The organism is Pseudophaeobacter flagellatus, from assembly GCF_021228235.1.
GTDB lineage: Bacteria > Pseudomonadota > Alphaproteobacteria > Rhodobacterales > Rhodobacteraceae > Pseudophaeobacter > Pseudophaeobacter flagellatus.
Window position 1 is genome coordinate 327680 of record NZ_JAJQRG010000002.1, and the last position, 18479, is coordinate 346158.

Annotated in this window: 14 protein-coding genes, 1 tRNA gene and 2 pseudogenes; 8 read left to right on the forward strand and 9 right to left on the reverse strand. The window is 54.4% G+C overall.

The features are described 5' to 3' along the window. Positions 1-140 precede the first annotated feature (140 nt). The 4 genes and pseudogenes from LRK71_RS05085 to LRK71_RS05100 all read left to right on the forward strand — a co-directional run. Positions 141-863 (forward strand): hypothetical protein, encoded by a 723-nt coding sequence (locus LRK71_RS05085; RefSeq protein ID WP_176248795.1) that lies wholly within the window; start codon positions 141-143, stop codon positions 861-863. Continuing rightward, positions 860-2809 carry a TnsB C-terminal domain-containing protein gene (locus tag LRK71_RS05090; RefSeq protein WP_176248794.1) on the forward strand — a complete coding sequence of 650 codons (1950 nt, stop codon included), beginning with the start codon at positions 860-862 and terminating at the stop codon, positions 2807-2809. The genes LRK71_RS05085 and LRK71_RS05090 overlap by 4 nt, the downstream gene beginning before the upstream one ends. Further along, complete coding sequence (locus LRK71_RS05095) at positions 2806-2994, forward strand: hypothetical protein (RefSeq protein ID WP_232401551.1); 189 nt, start codon at positions 2806-2808, stop codon at positions 2992-2994. The genes LRK71_RS05090 and LRK71_RS05095 overlap by 4 nt, the downstream gene beginning before the upstream one ends. A 75-nt stretch (positions 2995-3069) precedes the next feature. After that, a pseudogene (locus tag LRK71_RS05100) lies at positions 3070-3216 on the forward strand (transposase); the annotation flags it as partial. Between the two features lie 82 nt (positions 3217-3298). Here LRK71_RS05100 and LRK71_RS05105 read toward each other — a convergent pair. The 5 genes from LRK71_RS05105 to LRK71_RS05125 all read right to left on the reverse strand — a co-directional run bounded on the left by LRK71_RS05105 (position 3299) and on the right by LRK71_RS05125 (position 11257). Next, on the reverse strand, positions 3299-7111 hold the full coding sequence (locus tag LRK71_RS05105; protein WP_232401553.1) for a hypothetical protein: 3813 nt from the start codon (positions 7109-7111) through the stop codon (positions 3299-3301). A gap of 569 nt (positions 7112-7680) precedes the next feature. Then, entirely contained in the window at positions 7681-8088 is a 408-nt protein-coding gene (locus tag LRK71_RS05110; RefSeq protein WP_176248788.1) for a MerR family transcriptional regulator, read from the reverse strand. A 73-nt stretch (positions 8089-8161) separates the two neighbouring features. Then, positions 8162-8926, reverse strand: a complete 765-nt coding sequence (locus tag LRK71_RS05115; protein ID WP_176248787.1) for a hypothetical protein — start codon at positions 8924-8926, stop codon at positions 8162-8164. Between the two features lie 303 nt (positions 8927-9229). Beyond that, complete coding sequence (locus LRK71_RS05120) at positions 9230-9430, reverse strand: hypothetical protein (RefSeq protein ID WP_176248786.1); 201 nt, start codon at positions 9428-9430, stop codon at positions 9230-9232. 453 nt (positions 9431-9883) lie between these two features. After that, positions 9884-11257, reverse strand: a complete 1374-nt coding sequence (locus tag LRK71_RS05125) for an FRG domain-containing protein (protein ID WP_232401555.1) — start codon at positions 11255-11257, stop codon at positions 9884-9886. A 497-nt stretch (positions 11258-11754) separates the two neighbouring features. Here LRK71_RS05125 and LRK71_RS05130 point away from each other — a divergent pair, with 497 nt between their 5' ends. Beyond that, positions 11755-12207, forward strand: coding sequence for a hypothetical protein (locus LRK71_RS05130; RefSeq protein WP_217902974.1), 453 nt, complete (start codon positions 11755-11757; stop codon positions 12205-12207). A 297-nt stretch (positions 12208-12504) separates the two neighbouring features. Here the strand turns inward: LRK71_RS05130 and LRK71_RS05135 are convergent. Then, a pseudogene (locus LRK71_RS05135) lies at positions 12505-12906 on the reverse strand (transposase); the annotation flags it as partial. Here LRK71_RS05135 and LRK71_RS05140 point away from each other — a divergent pair. Further along, positions 12884-13108 carry a hypothetical protein gene (locus tag LRK71_RS05140; protein WP_176248750.1) on the forward strand — a complete coding sequence of 75 codons (225 nt, stop codon included), beginning with the start codon at positions 12884-12886 and terminating at the stop codon, positions 13106-13108. The pseudogene LRK71_RS05135 and the gene LRK71_RS05140 overlap by 23 nt on opposite strands. Positions 13109-13975: 867 nt before the next feature. Here the strand turns inward: LRK71_RS05140 and LRK71_RS05145 are convergent. Next, a tRNA-Leu gene (locus tag LRK71_RS05145) sits at positions 13976-14062 on the reverse strand. A 118-nt stretch (positions 14063-14180) separates the two neighbouring features. After that, positions 14181-14591, reverse strand: a complete 411-nt coding sequence (locus LRK71_RS05150) for a globin (protein WP_232401557.1) — start codon at positions 14589-14591, stop codon at positions 14181-14183. A 259-nt stretch (positions 14592-14850) separates the two neighbouring features. Here LRK71_RS05150 and LRK71_RS05155 point away from each other — a divergent pair, with 259 nt between their 5' ends. Next, positions 14851-15840 carry a complex I NDUFA9 subunit family protein gene (locus tag LRK71_RS05155; RefSeq protein WP_232401559.1) on the forward strand — a complete coding sequence of 330 codons (990 nt, stop codon included), beginning with the start codon at positions 14851-14853 and terminating at the stop codon, positions 15838-15840. A gap of 85 nt (positions 15841-15925) precedes the next feature. Here the strand turns inward: LRK71_RS05155 and LRK71_RS05160 are convergent, their stop codons facing one another. Next, positions 15926-16732: an undecaprenyl-diphosphate phosphatase gene (locus tag LRK71_RS05160; protein ID WP_232401561.1), complete on the reverse strand. Its 807-nt coding sequence runs from the start codon at positions 16730-16732 to the stop codon at positions 15926-15928. A gap of 292 nt (positions 16733-17024) precedes the next feature. On the opposite strand from LRK71_RS05160, the gene LRK71_RS05165 reads away from it, so the two are divergent. After that, positions 17025-18470 (forward strand): NAD(P)-dependent oxidoreductase, encoded by a 1446-nt coding sequence (locus tag LRK71_RS05165; RefSeq protein ID WP_232401563.1) that lies wholly within the window; start codon positions 17025-17027, stop codon positions 18468-18470. The last annotated feature ends 9 nt before the right edge of the window (positions 18471-18479 follow it).

The following is an 18479-nucleotide window of genomic DNA, read 5'->3' on the forward strand; positions in this document are numbered from 1 at the left end:
TATTCATTGCGTGAATCAATGCGCAACCGAACTCGAGCCAAGTGTCCATGGCTGAGATCTCTTCAAGTGATCTGAACTGTTCATCTGTTTGCCGACCGGTCAATGCAATCCATCCTTGCATTCCTAATAGGAATCGAAGTATGCCAGATTGGGTTATGAAAGTCGATAAGTTTGCATCACCCACCGCTCGCCGTATCCACCAAAGAGGATTGATCAAGAAGGCCAGCTTCTTGTCAGGCCCGAAGCTGGACGGCATGATTCAAGTTGAAAGTGATCTCGAAGCAACGCTATGCATGCTACTGATGTTGGACCCCCGTGTGGTGGCCGTTTCTCCTCAACCCGCGACGTTTGATATGATCAGCGGAAAGCGATATTCGGACAAGGAGACCTTAAAGGCCGCTCAGCAGCCGGGCGGCTATAAGCCCAAGATCTATACACCAGATTTTGAAGCCACCATGGTGTGTAGACGCTCAGTTTTCCTTGAAGCTAAACATACATCATGGCTCGAAGATAAACCCGAATATCTCGGATATCCCGGAACGATGGCATCGTGGGGTCTCAAACTACTCATTGCAACCGAAGCAATTCTACAGGCGGCGGCGGCCCAGAATATTCGCATGCTGAAGTCGGTAATGGATGATGCGCCAGGTCCGGAAAATGCGGAAAGGGCGGCATTACTCGACGATGATGGTCTGCGCTTTGCTCAGATCGCCTCTCTCCCTGGCTTTTCCGATACTGAGGTGTTGCGGTTGATCGTTGCTGGGGATCTCAGCTTCGACGTTGCCGGCGTCCCTTTGACCAAGAATACAGTTTTGAAGCCCTCTCGCGGTTCCAAAGCGCATTTGCAGGTCTTTGACCTATGAATAGATACATCCTCGAGTATGACGGCCGAAAACTGGCGCTGAATGGTGAAGTTCATGAGGTTCTTGGCAAGGTTAATGGCAGCGCGGCTTACAGGCTCAGATCGCCCAAAGGCATTGAGCACGAGATCCCAGAAGCTGATTTCCGCACATTTGTTGCCCAGGGTTTCGTCTCCGACACGTCTGCCGGGCAGCAAGAACAAGTTCTACTGATCTCAGGTGAGCATCAGCGCGAACTTCGATTTAGATCCGGAATTTCGCGCGAAGTCATCAGAATGCGGGATCAAGGGGTCGCATGGAGCGAAATACATAAAATTTTACGTCATCGTTACGCCGACCGAGAAGAATACGACTGGCGGAAAAAGGGGTTCCCAACCGTGCGAACCCTACAGATATGGTTGAAGCTCTGGCTTCAAGGCGGTGAACCAAATCTCTTGGAAAAATCAGGTAATTCAGGGAATTATTTACCACGTCATGACCATGTTTTCGATGATATCGTCCATGACCTGTTGGAAAAGAGCTACATCGCTTCTGACCGATACACGATTAAATCTCTGACGGCGGAAGCGGGCAGTATTTACACTGCGAGATGTGAAGAGAACGGCATGAAGCCGAGCCCTCATGGAGAAAAGGTCGTTCGTACAATTGTGAAGCGGCTTCCACATGCGGACATCATCAAGGCCAGGATCGGTGGTCCGGAGGGACGTCGTGCTGTGCTTCAAGCTGCGGAGTTCCAAACAGTGACCGCACCTTTGGAGCGCGTTGAGTTGGACTGTACCGTCGCCGATATCTTCGTCGTAGACGAGGAGTGGGTAGTCCTTGGTCGGCCCACGATATGTGCTGCGATCGATTGTGCGACGGGGGTTATTGTTGGCATTACAGTTTCCCTCGAAGATCCCAATTCGATCATGGTGGCCAAAACGCTCAAAGAGACGATGACGGTCAAGGATGCTGCTTTCTTTGAAAAACACGATATCGAGTATCCGATGCAAACGTGTGGACGCTTGCGGGTGGTCGTTACTGACCAAGGCAGTGAGAACTCTGGCGAACTAATCGAGGCCTGCCTGAAGAATGCCAGCTTCGAACTTCGCAAGAATATCCCGGGACAACCGGATCGAAAGCCGTTCATTGAACGCTTTTTTCTGGAGCTGAACCGCTTCCTGAGAACTCTTCCCGGAGCGACGCAAACTGATTTGATTGGAGCCAAAGAACGGACCAAGAAGGCACAGCGGGAGGCACAGCTCACTTGTCAGGATCTGGAGTCAGCCATCCAGAAGTGGCGCTACGATGTCTACGCGCGCAAGTCCAGAAAACGCATTCAAAGCGCCTTAAGAACTCGTGAAGCACCCTATGATTGCTGGCAACGGCTGGCCGAAGAACATCTGATTATCGAGCCGCCCAGCCGCCATCAGCTCAGGCAGATGTTTTATCTTCGTAAGGGCACCAGAAAGGTGCAGCGGTACGGTATCGAATATGAGAAAATCCAGTATTCCTCACCGGAGTTGCGCGAGTATGTAAAATCGGTCGGTCCGGGGCAGTTGGTCGATATCAGCATAGATCCCACCGATATTAGGGAGATCGCGGTCAGTGACCCGACGACGGGCCACACTTTTTTCGTTTCTGCGAAAGATCCGGATATGCCTGCCATCACATTTGAAGAACTCAAAAGAATACGAACGAAACTTGGGCATGACGCAGCGCAGGATCTGAGCGCCAGTGAGATCCTGGCGGCGATTTCGAACGGGCACGCCATTAAGGTTCGCAAGCCAGGAACAAAGCTCAAGGAGGCGAAACGGAGCGCAGTTCAGAAAGGCCGAACATCAGAGATCGTGAGGAATTCGCGCCGGTCAACTTCAAAGTCTGAGAGTGTCATTGAAGTTCAACTGCCTACAAGACCGTTGGAACGACCCGCTATCCTGCCGACAGTCAGACAACGGACAAAGTCATGACTATCGTTGATTTTTCCAAGGCCTTGGATGTCCATGTCGCGCATGAGCGATATGATCAAGTCAGCGCAAATGTACGGGAGTTGATCGAACTCGCTGAGGACCGCGGCGGCTCGATCATTCCATTTCTTGGTCCGACAAGATGCGGCAAATCGGAGCTGTTGAAGGATAGACAACCTTCTTCTTGAAAGACGGGCCTGACGTATTTTCACGAAGGAGATTTCAGGGAGAGCCCGTCTCGCAATAATCTGTGACATGAGGGAGGCGTCGACGCAATCGCTTCACTCACATTCAAAGCCGCTGTCGACGACCCGACGCGTTTCAAACGATCACGGACTGTTGGCGCGCATTTTGGCCTGACGCCGAGACGATACCAGTCAGGTGAACATGACAACCCCGGTCGGATATCCGCCCTTACTGCCGAATCCAGCTTCCGGCCCATTCCTGCCGCTCGTATTGTGCATAATGAATGACCGCTTTCGGCTCAACTCATCAATAGATTTCGCTCTCTAAAGAGCGATTCACACCGTACAGCATCGTAGCTGCCCAGTCACCGAGGACCGCATCGTTGCTCCAAGAAGCGAGCGGTTCTGTGAAGCTCATTAGATGTGGTTTCAGCGAGCCGCTCCAAGAGCTGGGATAGATGCGCCGGCGCAGCGCACAACGGAACCGCTTTCTACCGCCATAAAGTTTGGCGAGTTTCTGGAGCGCGGGGTGCCAGATCCACTCGCCGCCTTTTTGTTCCAGGATTGGGAAGAAGGTAACGAGGAACGCGATGCGGCCATCCGGATCGGCCGCAACCCATTCCAGCATGAGATTGATCGGGGTATCGAATAAGGCTCCGGCGCGGTCGTGCGCGGCGTCATATGCAAAGGGTTTGGTATCGGAGGTGATGGCGTTCAGCCGGTCACGTTCAATCCGTGTCGCGATTTCGTAGAAGCCTGCGAGGACGGGCCAGACTGCAACCGGTGCTCGCAGAATTATGATTTTGAGGGCACCGCGTAGCGTCTCCGACGGACCGCGGCGTCTCGATCCGGTCGTTCGACAGGCATGCACGAGTTGATCGGCAAAGCTACGAGCAAATGTGTCGTCGATCCCGTTAGAGGCGTCGATCAGGCGGAGCATCCGATCGTAGGCGTGGTCGGCCATAGTAGCACTGCCACCTGCTCCTTCGGCGATCGATGGTGAAAGAATCGCGGACTTTGCCAGATCGACTATCTCGGGCGCGAGCGTTTTCTGGCCGTGTGTAAACATGGACAAGATCTCAAGCGCAGCCCATGCTCCTCCGTCATCGTCACGATCAACGAGCGCGTTGATGAACTTGGAAAGTGCGGCGTGACCGATTACCTCGAGTCGACGTCCATAGGAAATCGAGACACTTTGAGCCGGTTTAACCCTGCCCTCGCGGACGTCGTTGGCGAAGTTGTTGAGGCGTTCATCCGTGACGCGGAGCGAGGTCAGAATATACATCGGATTGACCGCGAGCACCTCGGATGTCTCGGCGATGGCTTCAAGCTTACCGACGCAGTCGGGCCGATCCTGAAGGTGGCGATCGAGAGCAGACAAGAGAGAGGCTACAAAAGTCGCGCCGGCGCGTGTGCCGCTCTCATCTAACGCGACGACGGCTTGCTTGAACGTATCCAACGGGTCGAGCAATTCCGGGGCCAAGGCATGCGCAAAGGCCTGTGGCGCATTCATCTCTTCTGTCGCCATGGCGTGGATAGCGCGGGAAAGCAGGTTCGAATTTCTCGCGATCACGGGCGCAAGTTCTTGCACGCGACGCGCCGAATATTCGTAGTCGGGGTCCTCCTGATCCTGGGCGTAGCGTTTCGCGGGATCGTGCAGGTCCGCCATCCAGAAGCGGCTATGGAGGCGGACCAGATCAACCGGGTCGGTCGGTAGGGTCGCGTCGAACAGCGTTCGCACAGCGAGCGAGAAGTCATTCGGCTCTTCGTGCCGATCGAAATAGAGCCAGTCACCGATCCCGTGAGTGGCGTCGAACCAATGACCAGAGTAGGCAACCACTTCTTTGACAAATATCTCGAGGGTGGGAAAAAGTTCGGGCGAGAGGAGATTGCGGATGTCGCCCGCGACATGCTCTTCGATTACCCGGCGCAGTTCGATGTCCTTGCGCCAAAGTCCGAGCAGGCGCTCGAGAGCCCAGTTAAAATAGGCGTTGATAGTGCCGTGATCGTCAGGCACCCATTCCGGGTGATAGGCTTCGGCGCCGATCTGCTCGAACTGTTCTGACCGAGAGATATGGGTCTGGATCATCGCTCCGAGCGCTTCGACACCAACGCGGCGGATACGCGGATCGTCTTCGTCGAGGGCCTGTTCCAGTGCAACACGACGAAGGCGATCATCGGCCTGCGAGCCTGCGAGCGCAACCTGGAAGAGCTGGCGTAACAGCTGCAAGATCGGCTGTGAGCCCTCGAGAGGGGCGACGGCCGCGAGCCGCAGAACCATCTGCGCGGCGGGGCCGAAGCTTTTCTGGCGCGAGGCGAGGAGACGCAGCGCGTCAACGAGCTCTTCAGTGACGGAAATGGCTTCTACATCGGAAAGCGGTACTTGCGCAATCGCCCGGTATAGGGCTGTTCCTGTGCGATCGGGTTCGACATGAACGAATGCAGTGAGATAGGGTGCGACGTCGGGTCGGACGATGTTCGCGTCAGCGAAAGAGGTGCGTAATAGCGTATGGATGGCCTCGCTCAGCGTGCGGGACCGCGCGAGGAAGCGCCAACGGGCGAGCATGGCGTCTCGGTGGTGACACGGCGCACTGCCCAGAAACGCAACCAGTGTGGAGGGGCGCAGATAATCGAGGCGACGCAGCGCGAGGAAATTAGCGATCGGACGGGGCTGTACGGCCATTGCGCCATGATTGCGTTCGACCAGATGCTGCCGGCTGGCGATGACGAGATTCTCGTACAACAGTTCACCCTTCATATGAACGAGCATCTCGGCGAGGTTATCGAAGGCGGCTGGATTCTCATCGGGCGAAAGGCTGTCGAACAATGAGAGGCATTCGAGCGCCCGCACAGTTTCGCGGTCAGCGCCGACCGCATCCATAATCTGCTGCGCAACATCGTCGACCGACTTTAGGATCGCTCTCTTCTCGTAGCTCTCGGTAGCGAACACAGCGATGCGGGGAAATCCGTCGCAAAGGTCGGCGATATAGTCGAGTTCATCGGCCTTGGCCTTGGTGAGCTTGGTCTTAAGGATGCCCCTTATCGTCGAGCGATCGGCCTTGGTGGGCCGAACCATGACGCAATGATCATCATGTTCGAGCCCCTCGGCGCCGATGGTGATGATGCGAAGCTGGCTACGTTCAGTAAGGGCGAGCGCGTTTAGCTCGCGAGCTTTATCGAGCGGGCATCCGTCTACGACAAGAACTGCGGCCGAGCCCTCCTTCACGATGTGGTTCGCGACGTCCCAGAGGCGATCTCCAACCTGGCTGAACTCGCAGAAAATGAAGTTGGCGGCAGCGAGTCCCCTGAGTAGCCCAGTGCCGGTGCTAAGCGCATGATACAGTGCGCGGGTCTTGCCGATTCCTGAGGCACCCCAGATGCGAACGGAAGTTCCAGGCTCTTCCAATTCGACGAAGAGGCGCTCGGCGAGTCGAGAAAACTCGATCGCATCGGCCTCATGGGTGCCGAGCGAGAATTTACGGTCAGGGCTATCGACGAACGGTGGCGCGGCGATGTCCGCGCGTTTGCCCCAATGATCGAGCGTGGAGAAGCCGGCAAGGTCGATCGCAGCGTGCCGCTGCTTGATCCATACAGCGACGCCGGGGTGCGCGCTGGCCCACGCGGCGAGCTTATTTCCCTCGTATACATCGACCGTGGCGAGATTGGTGGGGTCACCACCGGCGGTCGTGATGCCTTTCTTGATCGCTCTGACGCGATCTGCCGGTTTATTACCGACGAGCGCCGTCGCAGTAATGCCGATATAGCTGCCGCCGCGAGCGAGGACGTCGCGCACAGCGTCATTCAGCATCTTGACCGCGACTTTCTTCTTTTGGGTGGGTTTGGTCCAAACCTCTTTTTCCCACTGAGCGTCGCCCGCGTCCTTCGCCTTGCATTGAAAGATGATGTCGCAGCTTGGGAAAAAATCTGTTGATGCTTCGCCACCGGTCCAGACTATCCTTGCGTCCTGACCGCCATCGGCGACTGTGATTTGGAGCGGAACATCGACCCCTCGCAGCGGAACGCCAGCATTACGGGCTTCGGCGTAAAGAAGACGGCGCAACAACTCGACGAGGTCGTCTCCAGTGAAATCTTTGATCTCGTTGGGATGGACTGTAAACATATCGTCTTTCTAACTCGGCCGCATCGTCGGCGAAACGATAAGATAACCCAAGGCCAAAGGTTTAGATACAGATTAACATTGCCGGGGTGGTTGATATTATGCTCAAGGCGTTAGCCTCTCAGCATAATTGTTTGTCAGCAGCCCAATTGAAACAGAAAAATGGAACTCGCGTGATGGAGAAAGATCTGTCTTCAGAGAGTGGTCTCGATCTCCGAGAGTGTTAGCTTTGTTCGTGTTGCCGACCTTGGTGGAAAACGCAGCGAAAGTCGGCTCTCCGCCTTCCCTGTCGGCGTTTCCTAACAACACGAATGGTCCATGAGAAACATTCTCTCGGAAATTTGGTGCCGAAATGCAGCCTTGGATCATCGCCCAGACCGAGCAAACATGCGAAGCTCAATCCCAAAATGGAACCGACACCCATCAGTTGGACAGGTGCCGGGCCAAGTCTCACCTTTTCACGACTTCAGAGCGTGAACAGCCCGAGGCCTTGGGATAAGCGCCCCATGGGGCCGCCTGTTTGCCGGCATACCCTACAACAAATAGTTTGTAGGGTATGAGGCCTATCGGAGCTATGTGAAGCCGCTTCCTGCAATCTGTGCTGCGTAACGCCTGACAGCGTCATCATCGCCATCTTGGATCACAGAGAGTAGATTGCGGCCGTCGAAGACAGCATCTGGCGCGAGCAGTATGTCGATTACGACAAAGGAATCGTAGCCTTTATGCGCGGCCAGTACAGTCTCAATCCCACGCAAGACTGCCCGATCTTGAAATTGGAATGCCGGGTACCGCCAGTTTGAATCAACTTGGACGGCGATGAGTTTGCCGGTCTTGCGGCGCTCCACAAGTTCCGCCTGTTCGATGCGCAGGAGGTCACAGACCTGAGCGCTTGTCAGAAAATCACCTGCCATCTTAGTAAGTTTTTCGCTGTGCTCGACCGAACGCTCAATAGCGCCTGCGAGGGGTGTATGTGACGCCATGGTCATCTCCGTTCTGAAGCACCTTCTTTCATAGTATGGCAAAAGCTTGTGGCAAAGCAGACATCTGCAGTCATCAGTTGAGCGGCTCCGCGATCTCGGCGGTGAAGGACTTCAGTACCCCATCTGCATCCTCGGCCAGCATAGCGCACGGCTTCGCACCACCGAGACTGCGGTTGGGACGCGTCAGCCAATGCAATAAAGCCATCTTGCCTCCCCAGTCATCGCTCCGCAATTTCATGATCGTGAGGAGCATCGGATGAATGCGGCGCTCGGCCACGTCAAACTGAAACAGCGGATAAGCCGCTTTTCCCCTCAAGTCGAACCGCAGAATCCTGTCCTTACTCTCGTATCGTTTTAGCGTGGCGGACGGGTTCGTATCCGACAATCCCAGCAGCAAGCAGGCTTGGGACTGATCAACCATGGGGACCGACGAAAGAACCTCCGTCTGCAATTTCGCCCGAGTCAGGGCTCGTGAAATCGCCTCGTCCTGACCAGAAGCCATCCGTCGCTCCAGCATATCCCGGTACGCAGCAACGATCCTGTCGAGCTCCCTGGCAAACCCCTTTTGGAGGGTCGTCTCCAACGCCTGCTGCAGGCTTGCCCGCACTGTCTCGGCATCGAGAGCAGGCCCACCTTGCTGATCGATTATGGATTGGAGTTTTCGAAGCGTGTCACTGAGATCGATGTCGTTGGCATCGAGTTTGACATCCACGCTCACATCAACAGAGCCAGATGAAGACACAGCGCTCTTGCGCGACCTGAAAACAGGATGGCTATCATCTTGCCGCAGATCTGCGACCGTCGGCCAGCCCGCCAGACCTTCTGATGCACGCGTCATATCCCAACTCCTACATTGGTTAGCACAAATTACTGGATAGCACTTATAGCATAAATCTTCAAAATCAGATCAACACCGGCGTAACGGCGACCACGAGCAGTGTCGTTCTGCTGGCGCTCAGGCCGGCGTCTCCGCCGTCCACACGCAGAAATTCCGACCCCCAATAATTTCCTCAAGGTGCGGCACCACAAGCTATGGCAGAAGCTTGTGGCTTTGCGAGACTAAAGCCCAGATCATGTCGTGACCTTCGCCCGATCGGTTAGAGCGCTTGATTTTGGATCAGTCCTGCCTGAAAGCAAAATGCTAATCCATTTCAGCAACCATAGTCTGAATGCGCTTTGAGGGGCCTTTATAGCGCACTCCGCGCAGATGACCGCAGTTGACGCGTGCCATCACGGCAGGCGAAACCTGACCGGACTGAAGTCTTTCTTCATCGTTCGCGCGCGCGACAGCCTTCTCAGCTGCGCGTTTTTTGAATGAGAAATTTGAAACTTTCGGTTTCACGACGATCTCCTGACTTCTTTTTATGTCACGAAGCAGTATACGAATCCAGAACGCCGTTAAGGCACAGCAGGTTCCTTGATGTTGTAAAGTTAGGACTCACACCTCAGCTGTCGGCATCCCAGCTTCTTGTTCTTTGATCATTCCGATAATTTGGGCTTCAGTAAAACGGCTCTGTCGCATTTGTTTGCTCCTTCAAAGGTTGAGCAAACTCTACATTAAACTGAGGGAAGTTTCGGGGGGCAGGTCAGGAGTTTGCAGTTCCAACGACTCGCTGGAATCACACTCACCCGAATGTCGGCTTTCGCATGGCCACAAGCTGAATTTCGCACGCACAGCGAAAGTCTGGAATCCGCCTTTAATGAGGGATCTCTCGTCCAACTCAAAGCCGCCGTCTGAGCCCTCTAATGCGAAGGTCTGCTGCAGACTTTCTTCAAACCTTCAAAACGCTTCTTATTATCTGCCCTCGTATTCTGTTTCCCGCACCTTGGACTGATACTGTTCCCGCAGATGATCTGCCGTCTGACCGATGCTCGGATATACAGTTGCATCGTTGACGTTGATCCGATCAAGTTCAGCGAGGATTTTTATCTTCTCTTCCGCTTTAACCGTGATGCGACTGATCCTGATCCCTTTCTGCCCAACATCCGGCAATTTCGCCTCGTGCCCGAACAATAGGAATGCGCCTGATTGCGATTTGATACGCGAATTGGTGCGCTTAGCCTTCACGCAGACGATTGAGCTAAGATCTTTCGGGATAATTCGTCCTTCGAAAAATCCCTTCTCTGACTTAATATGGTGAAGCAGTTTTCCGACGACTTCAGATTTATTGAATTTGCCCTGTTCGAGGCTGACGTCAATTGTGTTCTTTTGTTCGTACGTCAAGTTAGAAAGGTTGGAAAGACAACTGACGGTATCCGAATCGTAGTATTTCACAGCATCAGAGGTAACCTGAAATATTATGACTTCACCGTCGTCTTGAGGCTGGCTCGAGCAAGCAAAAAACAGCGCCATCAGCGGATTTCCAGTGATATCAAGCATCCGCGTTGGCAGTCCAAAGTGCTGCATGCGCACAAGGCGATCGAAACAATACTGGTCACTCTGGAACTCATCATAATGCGCGATCAGCAACTCTTTGCAAAGGCGGTCCTCATTCGGCAAGAATTTCCAATCGCCATTCTCCCATTTTCTCAGCAGGAACGGTGAAAGTTCATACTTAGCTGTGCCATGCCCTCGAAAAAAAGTCTCGGGATCTTCTTCGATAGGGGCTTCGTAGAGTAATTTTAAGAAAGATGCGACATCGGTAGCGGTGCCAAGTATTTTTTTCTCCCGAGGCGGTGGCTCGATCTCTGCATCGACTTCAGGTTGTTCTATGAGCCTATCGATCCCTTCAGAAAACTTCGGGAAGAAATCGCTCAAACGGCGCAACACTTCTACAGAGTCTCCTTCACGTACCGCCCAGTGTCCGCGGTAGAGCTGGATTCTGTCCACACTGAATATTTTATGGGCATCTTCAACGTTATCGAAATTCACTTCACCAAAGTCCATCAGCGTGTCGAAGGTAATGGAAACCGTCAAATCAGAATGCTTTAGGTCGGCGATTCTCCCATATTTTATGACCATGGAGTTGCCGTCTGCATGCGAGTCTATCTCGCTGCACACGAAGGTAGGCAGGCTCTTGAGAAAGGTAACGGATTTATCACTGAGGCCTTCAAGCCGTTTCTCGATGGCAACCGGAGTGGACTCAAATAAGCGGCCCCTGAGTATGGTCATATTATCGTTAATACGGTCTTTATCGGTAATAGAGATATAATTGAAGTTTTCGCTCATTTCTTATGCCTTTATCAAATTAACGCTCGGCTTAAGCCCATGCGAGATTTTTCTCGCTATCTCTTGTCGAAAAATTATTAACGGCCGCCATATGCATTTGCCTGCACAACAGATTCCTCTGTGCAGACGAATATGAAAGACGTAGCTCTTAATGACAAAGGATATATTAAACACCCGTGAAAGGCTGTTTTGCTGCACAGCTGACGTTCGTCGCCTGCGCAGCGAATGCCTGCAATCCGCCCGCTGCGTCGACCAGTTGAGCCCACCGCCCTTTGCCGGTTGTGAGATTTACTGCCGATCCTGCGAGCACATTCGGCGGCTGCCCTCCCAATTTACAGCCAGCCATGCCCGGCCAAATCACCTTGCATATGCGCGTTGCCGTTGCTCTATGATTAGCCTACCTTCTATTCATGCAGAAATCGCCTCAGTTTCACGGTCTCTCTACAGGTGTAAAGCTTGAAAAACAGGCGCGATCCATCCTTAAGCAGACCCATGCAATGGCGAAAGCCAATGCGCGTGAATTTGGTATGCTTCATGAGGAACATACCGGCGTCGAACCAATGCTTTTGGCGCTGTCGATGGAATTTGCGCTGAAGGCTTGGTTCGTTTGGGATCACAACACGCTCAAAACCAAGAGAATCCATGATCTTTTGAAGCTTTTCGAGCTACTTGGCGACACCAGTAAGGAACGTCTTGATCTCGAATTTAGGAAAAATGTGGCACCGCACCACCCAGATTGCTTGAGATCGGACTATGGGATCAGAGACGTGCTATACCAGCATGCCAACGCTTTCGTTGAATGGCGATACATTCATGAAAAGCGAGAGCACGGGATATCATTCAACTTAACCACCTTCGTCGCAACGTTGGAAATGGTACTGGATGAATTCGCAACGCTGTACCGGTCAGAGTTGATCAGCCCGCAGCTCGAAGTCCCGCCTCGGCCTTAACATCCCATGCTTGCAATCGTCGTGCAGATGCAGCGAACGACCGCTTATCTAATTGGGTGTCTGGGTCAAGCTCGTTTTCCTTCTTTTGAATGATCAAGGATCGTTTGTCCGGGTCACGCTTCTCTTCGCAGTCTGGTTTGGCGCTCGAAATGGCACCGCTGCATGCATGTGTCGGATCGGAAGTGGAGAGCCCCGCTTTCCGGCGCGCTTCAAGTTGCGCAGCAGACATTTTCGGCTTCATCCACGAACCTCGTCCGGATTGGACGATCCCGTCAGGTTAGTTGGTAGGCTACTTTTTCATGCCGTACCTCCAACTGATTCCTGACGGAATTCACTGCCGTCGATCCACATACGGTGGAGCAGAACGGCGAGCTTGCGGGCGACGGCAACTACAGCGCGTCGGCGACCTTTGGTGCGCATCAATCGCATGCCCCATGATTTGATTTGTAACCCTGCCATCGTTCGCATGAGCAATGCGTTGGCAGCGGCGTAAAGAGTTGCGCGAACATCTCTATCCCCAGCCTTTGATATTCTCCCGGGATTGTCATGCTCTCCAGACTGAAAGCGCCTTGGAGTCAGGCCAAAGTGTGCTCCATCTGTACGCGAACGTTTGAACCGGCTCGGATCGTCGACAGCCGCCTTGAATGTGAGGGCTGCAATAGGGCCAACGCCGGGGATGGTCATCAACCGCATCGCAACGAACATCGATAAGCTTCTTGTCTGCTTAGCTGCCGTCGGTCGCGACCTCTTTGATTGTGTGGTTACAGACGGCACCGCGCACTGGGTTGCAATCATGCTTGCCGCTTGCCAGTCTGATCAACTTCTGGACGAAAAATTAGTCCATAATCCTGCGGAAGTTTTCGACTCTAAACTTCTTTCGCTCGGGGGTGAGGATGATTGAATACCGATTTTTTCTTCCAGATAACCAACAGCTGTGCTATCCAGTGATCAAGAATATTGGTTCGTTCTCTGATGGGAGAAACGATTAAATCCAGTGGTCTGTGGCGAAGAAGTATGAGGCAGTTGCGAAATACTATGCGCAATCGCTGCGAAACTCTTTGGGCGGCAAGTGGATAATTTCTTCTTTAAGTTCAGTAGCGGAAATGAAGTGCTTCGCGCTGCCCTACAATCGCTTTTAGGGAAGCGGATACAATTGCGCGGCGTACATAACTTTGTGCGTCGCGGATAATACATAAAAATATGAAACCCTATTTATTCGATATCTTGCGTGATTTTTCCCAAGAAGCCGAGCTTAGGAGTTCGCGCCAAGTTTGCCGCTTCCCTTTCAAACTCGAGTGAATCTTCAAGCCACTTTAGGTCAGTCTATAGCCATTGCCCATGAATACGCACACGAGCGTTCTAGGCCCCTCCGCTGCAATTAGGCTATTGGATTCATTATTACATTCTTACAAATGCACGCACCAATGGTGATTTCTAAGGGGCATTTTCGCCTCCAGTCCGATGGTATCAGGTTCCACTTGAAGCTACGCTCAAGCGCGGGAGGCGGGGAGCCGGACAAGGTAAGCTCCATTTGTCCGACCCCAACATGGGCATCGAAGCTATGACGCGAATACAGAAACTAAAAGCAGCCTAGATTCTACTGATAGATCCCATGAAAAATGGAGGGATTGCCAGCCGAAGTCAGATCATTCGTGACCAAATTGGCGTAGCCGATCTTATGGTGCTCTCGAGCTGATTTGAGGGGGGAGGCTGGCGATATGAGGTCTAATCCGTCCTACCGAAACTCAACGAAAAAAATCTGATCAACTGGTGCCCAGGAGAGGACTCGAACCTCCACATCGTTGCCAATACTAGCACCTGAAGCTAGCGCGTCTACCAATTCCGCCACCTGGGCAGGTGTCGTGAGGGGGCGTATAGGCCCCAGCGCGGGGGGCGTCAAATAGATTTTTCAGTTTTTTGTAAAAACTATTTTTGCCGGGTTAGGTGGCGCGGTCTTTGCGTTGTTATGGGGGTTAGGCCTCGGCTGAATAGTTCATCCTTTTGGCCACAAAACGCAGGAAATTGTCCCAGGCCTGATGGCTCTCTGTGTTCCAATCCGGGCCAAGTGTTCTGGAAAGCGCAGTGATGAAGCTCTGGATGAAACTTTCGAAATGGGCATCAGAGATCTGCATGCCGCGATGCTCGTCGCCCAGCTTGCGAAGGATCGCATCTAGCCGCGTGTTGCTGTCCAGTGCCTCGGCCAGATGGGTCAGGGTGGCCATCATCTTTGCCTCTAGCCGCCCTGTATCAGTTGGGAAAAGTGGCCGGACCTGCGGCGACAGGTCAAAGAAGATGCGGTAGAATTCCGTGATGAAGCTCTCCAGGTCCATTCGGTCGCTTTCAAGACTGGTAAGCACTTGGGATCTTCCAGGAATTGCTGCCATTTTTTGTATCTCTTTGCTATGCGCGTGTCGGCCTTGTTAAAGATGACTTTTAATTGCGTCTTTATAATGCATTAGGTGACGATCCTTGGGTAATCTTGGTAGTCCTGAATAGAGCGTGAGGCAACTGAAAGCTTCGCAGCCTGCGTGACGGGCAAATGCAGAAACTGCTGCCATTGTGCCGCTGTCGATATGTTTTGCGCCTTGTTTGAAAGGCGAAGGAGCGGTAGATCGGTGGCATAGCTATTTCAGGAGCCAAGAGATGTCCAAACTGGTCACGATTTATGGCGGGTCTGGTTTTGTCGGCCGTTACATCGCACGGCGCATGGCAAAAGAGGGCTGGCGGGTGCGGGTTGCGGTTCGCAGACCCAATGAGGCCATGCATGTAAAGCCCTACGGCGTGCCAGGTCAGGTCGAGCCGGTTCTGTGCAATATCCGCGATGCGGGCTCGGTTGCGGCTGTGATGCAGGGCGCGGATGCGGTGGTGAACTGCGTTGGCGTGCTGAACGCGTATGGCAAGAACACGTTCTCTGCGGTCCAGGCAGAAGGCGCGGCGCGGGTGGCGCAGATCGCTCAAAGCCAGGGAATTGGACAGTTGGTGCATATTTCAGCGCTGGGTGCCGATCCCCAAGGTGTCAGCGAATATGCCCGCACCAAGGCACAGGGCGAAGCGGCCGTTCTTGCAGCCTTCCCGGATGCGGTGATTTTGCGTCCTTCGGTTATTTTTGGCGCTGAAGATCAGTTCTTTAATCGGTTCGCCGGCATGGCCAGCCTGTCGCCGGTGTTGCCGATTGCCAAGGGCAAGACGTTGTTCCAGCCAGTCTATGTCGATGATGTGGCCCGCGCTGCGGTCATGGGGGTGCTGGGCGAAGCCAAGCCCGGCATTTATGAATTGGGTGGCCCCGAGGTAAAGAGCTTTGCGGCGCTGATGAAGCAGATGTGCGATGTCATCCTACGCCGTCGCTTGGTGCTGTCGTTGCCGGGCTTTTCGGCTTGGCCCATCGCCTTTGGCTTTGACATGTTACAGACTATCAGTCTGCAACTGATCGAAAACAAGGTGCTGACCCGCGACCAGCTGAAAAACCTGGGCCGGGACAATGTGGTTTCTGACGGCGCGCTTGGCTTTGTGGATCTTGGCATTACCCCGGAAATGCTCGGCCCGATCCTGCCAAGCTATCTGTGGAAATTCCGCCCCTCTGGTCAGTATGACGAGATGACCGCCTCGGCGCGGAATCTTAAGGGCGACACCTGAGGTCTGGCCTTTGCGGCGATAGATCAAGACGGGGCGCGGAGAGATCCGGCGCCCCTTTCTTTTTGTGCGGTGGGGTGTGTGGTGGTCAGGTCCCGTAGGCATAGCCCAGCAAGGCAAGGCCCAGAAGCACCCGATAGATCACATAGGGCGTAAAGCTGACCGAGCGCAGCAACCGCATCATCAGGCTCAGCGCTGCGAGGGCAGAGAGCAGGGCCAGAAGGGCGGCAAGGGCTGCGTCGCGGATCAGATCCATATTGGCCTCTAGCGCGACCTCGGTTCCCAGCAAAAGGCCCGAAGCGATGATGGTCGGGATCGACATCAGCATGGCAATCCGGGCGCCATCTTCGCGGTCATACCCCAATTGCCGAGCCCCGGTGATGGTGATGCCAGACCGAGAGGTGCCCGGGATCAGGGCAATTATCTGCCACAGCCCCATGATCAGCGCATCGCGTAGCCCCCAGTCTTTGGCCTGTTTTTGGGTGTCGCCCTTTTGGTCCGCCACATAGAGCACGATGCCAAAGATCAGCATGGTCCAGCCAATCACTGCCGGGGTGCGCAGCGCATCACTGAGATGGGTGAAATGCAGAAAGGCCCCAAACAGCACCGTGGGGATGGTGGCGACGATCAGCCCGAGCGCCAGCCGCGCGCCAGGGGTATCTGCCCGGCCCCGCGCCAGTCGGTCAAGTCCGATCAACCCGATACGCACATCCTGCCAGAAGTAGATCACGACTGCCGCAAGGGTGCCAACATGGACTGCCACGTCGATCACCTGTCCCTGATCGGCGTACCCGGTCAGACCGGGCAAGAGAATCAGATGCCCGGAGGAGGAAACCGGTAGAAATTCAGTTATCCCCTGGATCAGCGCGACAAGAATAAGTTGCAGTAGTGGCATAATAGGGGGTCCTGAAAAGAGATGTCACGGAACTTTGGCGCGGTATTTCCCCTGGTGCTTGGCCCAGGGTTTGGCGGGATGTCAGGGGTGAAAGCAATGCCTTCTTGTATAAATCCTGCAGCGAGATAGGGAAGGGTGGTTTTGGGTCCGATGTGGTCCTAAAATTCCTGTACATTTCTGAAGAAACCAGTATCACGGGCTGAAGCTGCTCAATATGGGTCAGCAATGTTTACCTAATCTCGCAGCGCTCCAGCCGGACCTGTCGCAGCCAGCCAAACTAGGGAGTTCGCCCATGGCCAAGCAACCGATGCTCAAATTCGTGAAGATCGAACGCGATATGCCGCAAAAGCGCGCCGCTGATACTCGGCGGGAAGATTTTGACGAAATCTATGCGGAATACGCTGCCGCCAAGGCCGAAGAGCAAGCCAGCCGCTGCAGCCAATGTGGGGTGCCCTATTGTCAGTCCCATTGCCCGCTGCACAATAACATCCCCGACTGGCTGCATCTGACGGCGACTGGTCGCCTGCAAGAGGCCTATGAAACCTCCCAGGCCACCAATACCTTCCCCGAAATCTGTGGCCGCATCTGCCCGCAGGACCGTCTGTGCGAAGGCAACTGCGTGATTGAACAGTCGGGCCATGGCACCGTCACCATCGGTGCGGTTGAAAAATACATTACCGATACCGCCTGGGATAAGGGCTGGGTCAAACCGATTGTCCCGATACAGGAACGCGGCGAAAGCGTTGGTATCATCGGCGCGGGCCCTGGCGGGTTGGCGGCAGCGGATATGCTGCGCCGTGCGGGCATCCAGGTCACGGTTTATGATCGCTATGACCGGGCGGGCGGCTTGCTGACCTATGGTATTCCGGGTTTCAAGCTGGAAAAAGACGTGGTGATGCGCCGTAACGCGTTGCTGGCCGAGGGCGGCGTCACCTTTGTGATGAATTGCAATATTGGCGAAGACATCAGTTTTGAAGAGATCCGCGCCAAGCATGACGCGGTGATCATTGCTACCGGCGTCTATAAATCGCGTGATCTGGAAATGCCCGGCTCTGGTGCCTCTGGTATCGTCAAGGCGATTGATTTCCTCACAGCTGCCAACCGCGCGTCGAACTTTGGCGACACGGTGGAAGAGTTTGAAAACGGCACCCTGAATGCAGAGGGCAAGAAGGTTGTGGTGATCGGCGGTGGCGACACCGCGATGGATTGCCTGCGCACCTCGATCCGTCAGGGGGCTACTTCGGTCAAATGTCTGTACCGCCGCGACCGCGCCAATATGCCCGGTTCGCAGCGTGAAACTCAGAATGCCGAAGAAGAAGGTGTGCAGTTTGAATGGCTGACCGCGCCCAAAGGCTTTGCGGATGTAGGCGGCAAGGTTTCGGGCGTTATGGTGCAAAACATGCGCCTAGGCCAGCCCGATGCCACCGGACGTCAGGCTCCCGAGGTGATCGAGGGTGCCGATTATGTGGAAGAGGCCGATCTGGTGATCAAGGCGCTGGGCTTTGAGCCGGAAGCGCTGCCAACCCTGTGGGACCAGCCCGATCTGCCCGTGACCCGCTGGGGCACCATCAAGGCGGCGTTCCGTACCGGCGCGACCGATCTGGATGGTGTCTATGCCATTGGCGACATCGTGCGCGGTGCCTCGCTGGTGGTCTGGGCGATCAAGGATGGCCGCGACTGCGCCGATGCGCTGGTTGAGCGTTTTAACAGTGCTGCTGCCTTGGTCGCAGCTGAGTAGTCACAAAAG

Bases quoted from the DNA above. Each gene is read 5' to 3' on its own strand.
- LRK71_RS05085 (WP_176248795.1), top strand. From the start codon at position 141: ATGCCAGATTGGGTTATGAAAGTCGATAAGTTTGCATCACCCACCGCT.
- LRK71_RS05090 (WP_176248794.1), top strand. From the start codon at position 860: ATGAATAGATACATCCTCGAGTATGACGGCCGAAAACTGGCGCTGAAT.
- LRK71_RS05095 (WP_232401551.1), top strand. From the start codon at position 2,806: ATGACTATCGTTGATTTTTCCAAGGCCTTGGATGTCCATGTCGCGCAT.
- LRK71_RS05105 (WP_232401553.1), bottom strand. From the start codon at position 7,111: ATGTTTACAGTCCATCCCAACGAGATCAAAGATTTCACTGGAGACGAC.
- LRK71_RS05110 (WP_176248788.1), bottom strand. From the start codon at position 8,088: ATGGCGTCACATACACCCCTCGCAGGCGCTATTGAGCGTTCGGTCGAG.
- LRK71_RS05115 (WP_176248787.1), bottom strand. From the start codon at position 8,926: ATGACGCGTGCATCAGAAGGTCTGGCGGGCTGGCCGACGGTCGCAGAT.
- LRK71_RS05125 (WP_232401555.1), bottom strand. From the start codon at position 11,257: ATGAGCGAAAACTTCAATTATATCTCTATTACCGATAAAGACCGTATT.
- LRK71_RS05130 (WP_217902974.1), top strand. From the start codon at position 11,755: ATGGCGAAAGCCAATGCGCGTGAATTTGGTATGCTTCATGAGGAACAT.
- LRK71_RS05140 (WP_176248750.1), top strand. From the start codon at position 12,884: ATGGTCATCAACCGCATCGCAACGAACATCGATAAGCTTCTTGTCTGC.
- LRK71_RS05150 (WP_232401557.1), bottom strand. From the start codon at position 14,591: ATGGCAGCAATTCCTGGAAGATCCCAAGTGCTTACCAGTCTTGAAAGC.
- LRK71_RS05155 (WP_232401559.1), top strand. From the start codon at position 14,851: ATGTCCAAACTGGTCACGATTTATGGCGGGTCTGGTTTTGTCGGCCGT.
- LRK71_RS05160 (WP_232401561.1), bottom strand. From the start codon at position 16,732: ATGCCACTACTGCAACTTATTCTTGTCGCGCTGATCCAGGGGATAACT.
- LRK71_RS05165 (WP_232401563.1), top strand. From the start codon at position 17,025: ATGGCCAAGCAACCGATGCTCAAATTCGTGAAGATCGAACGCGATATG.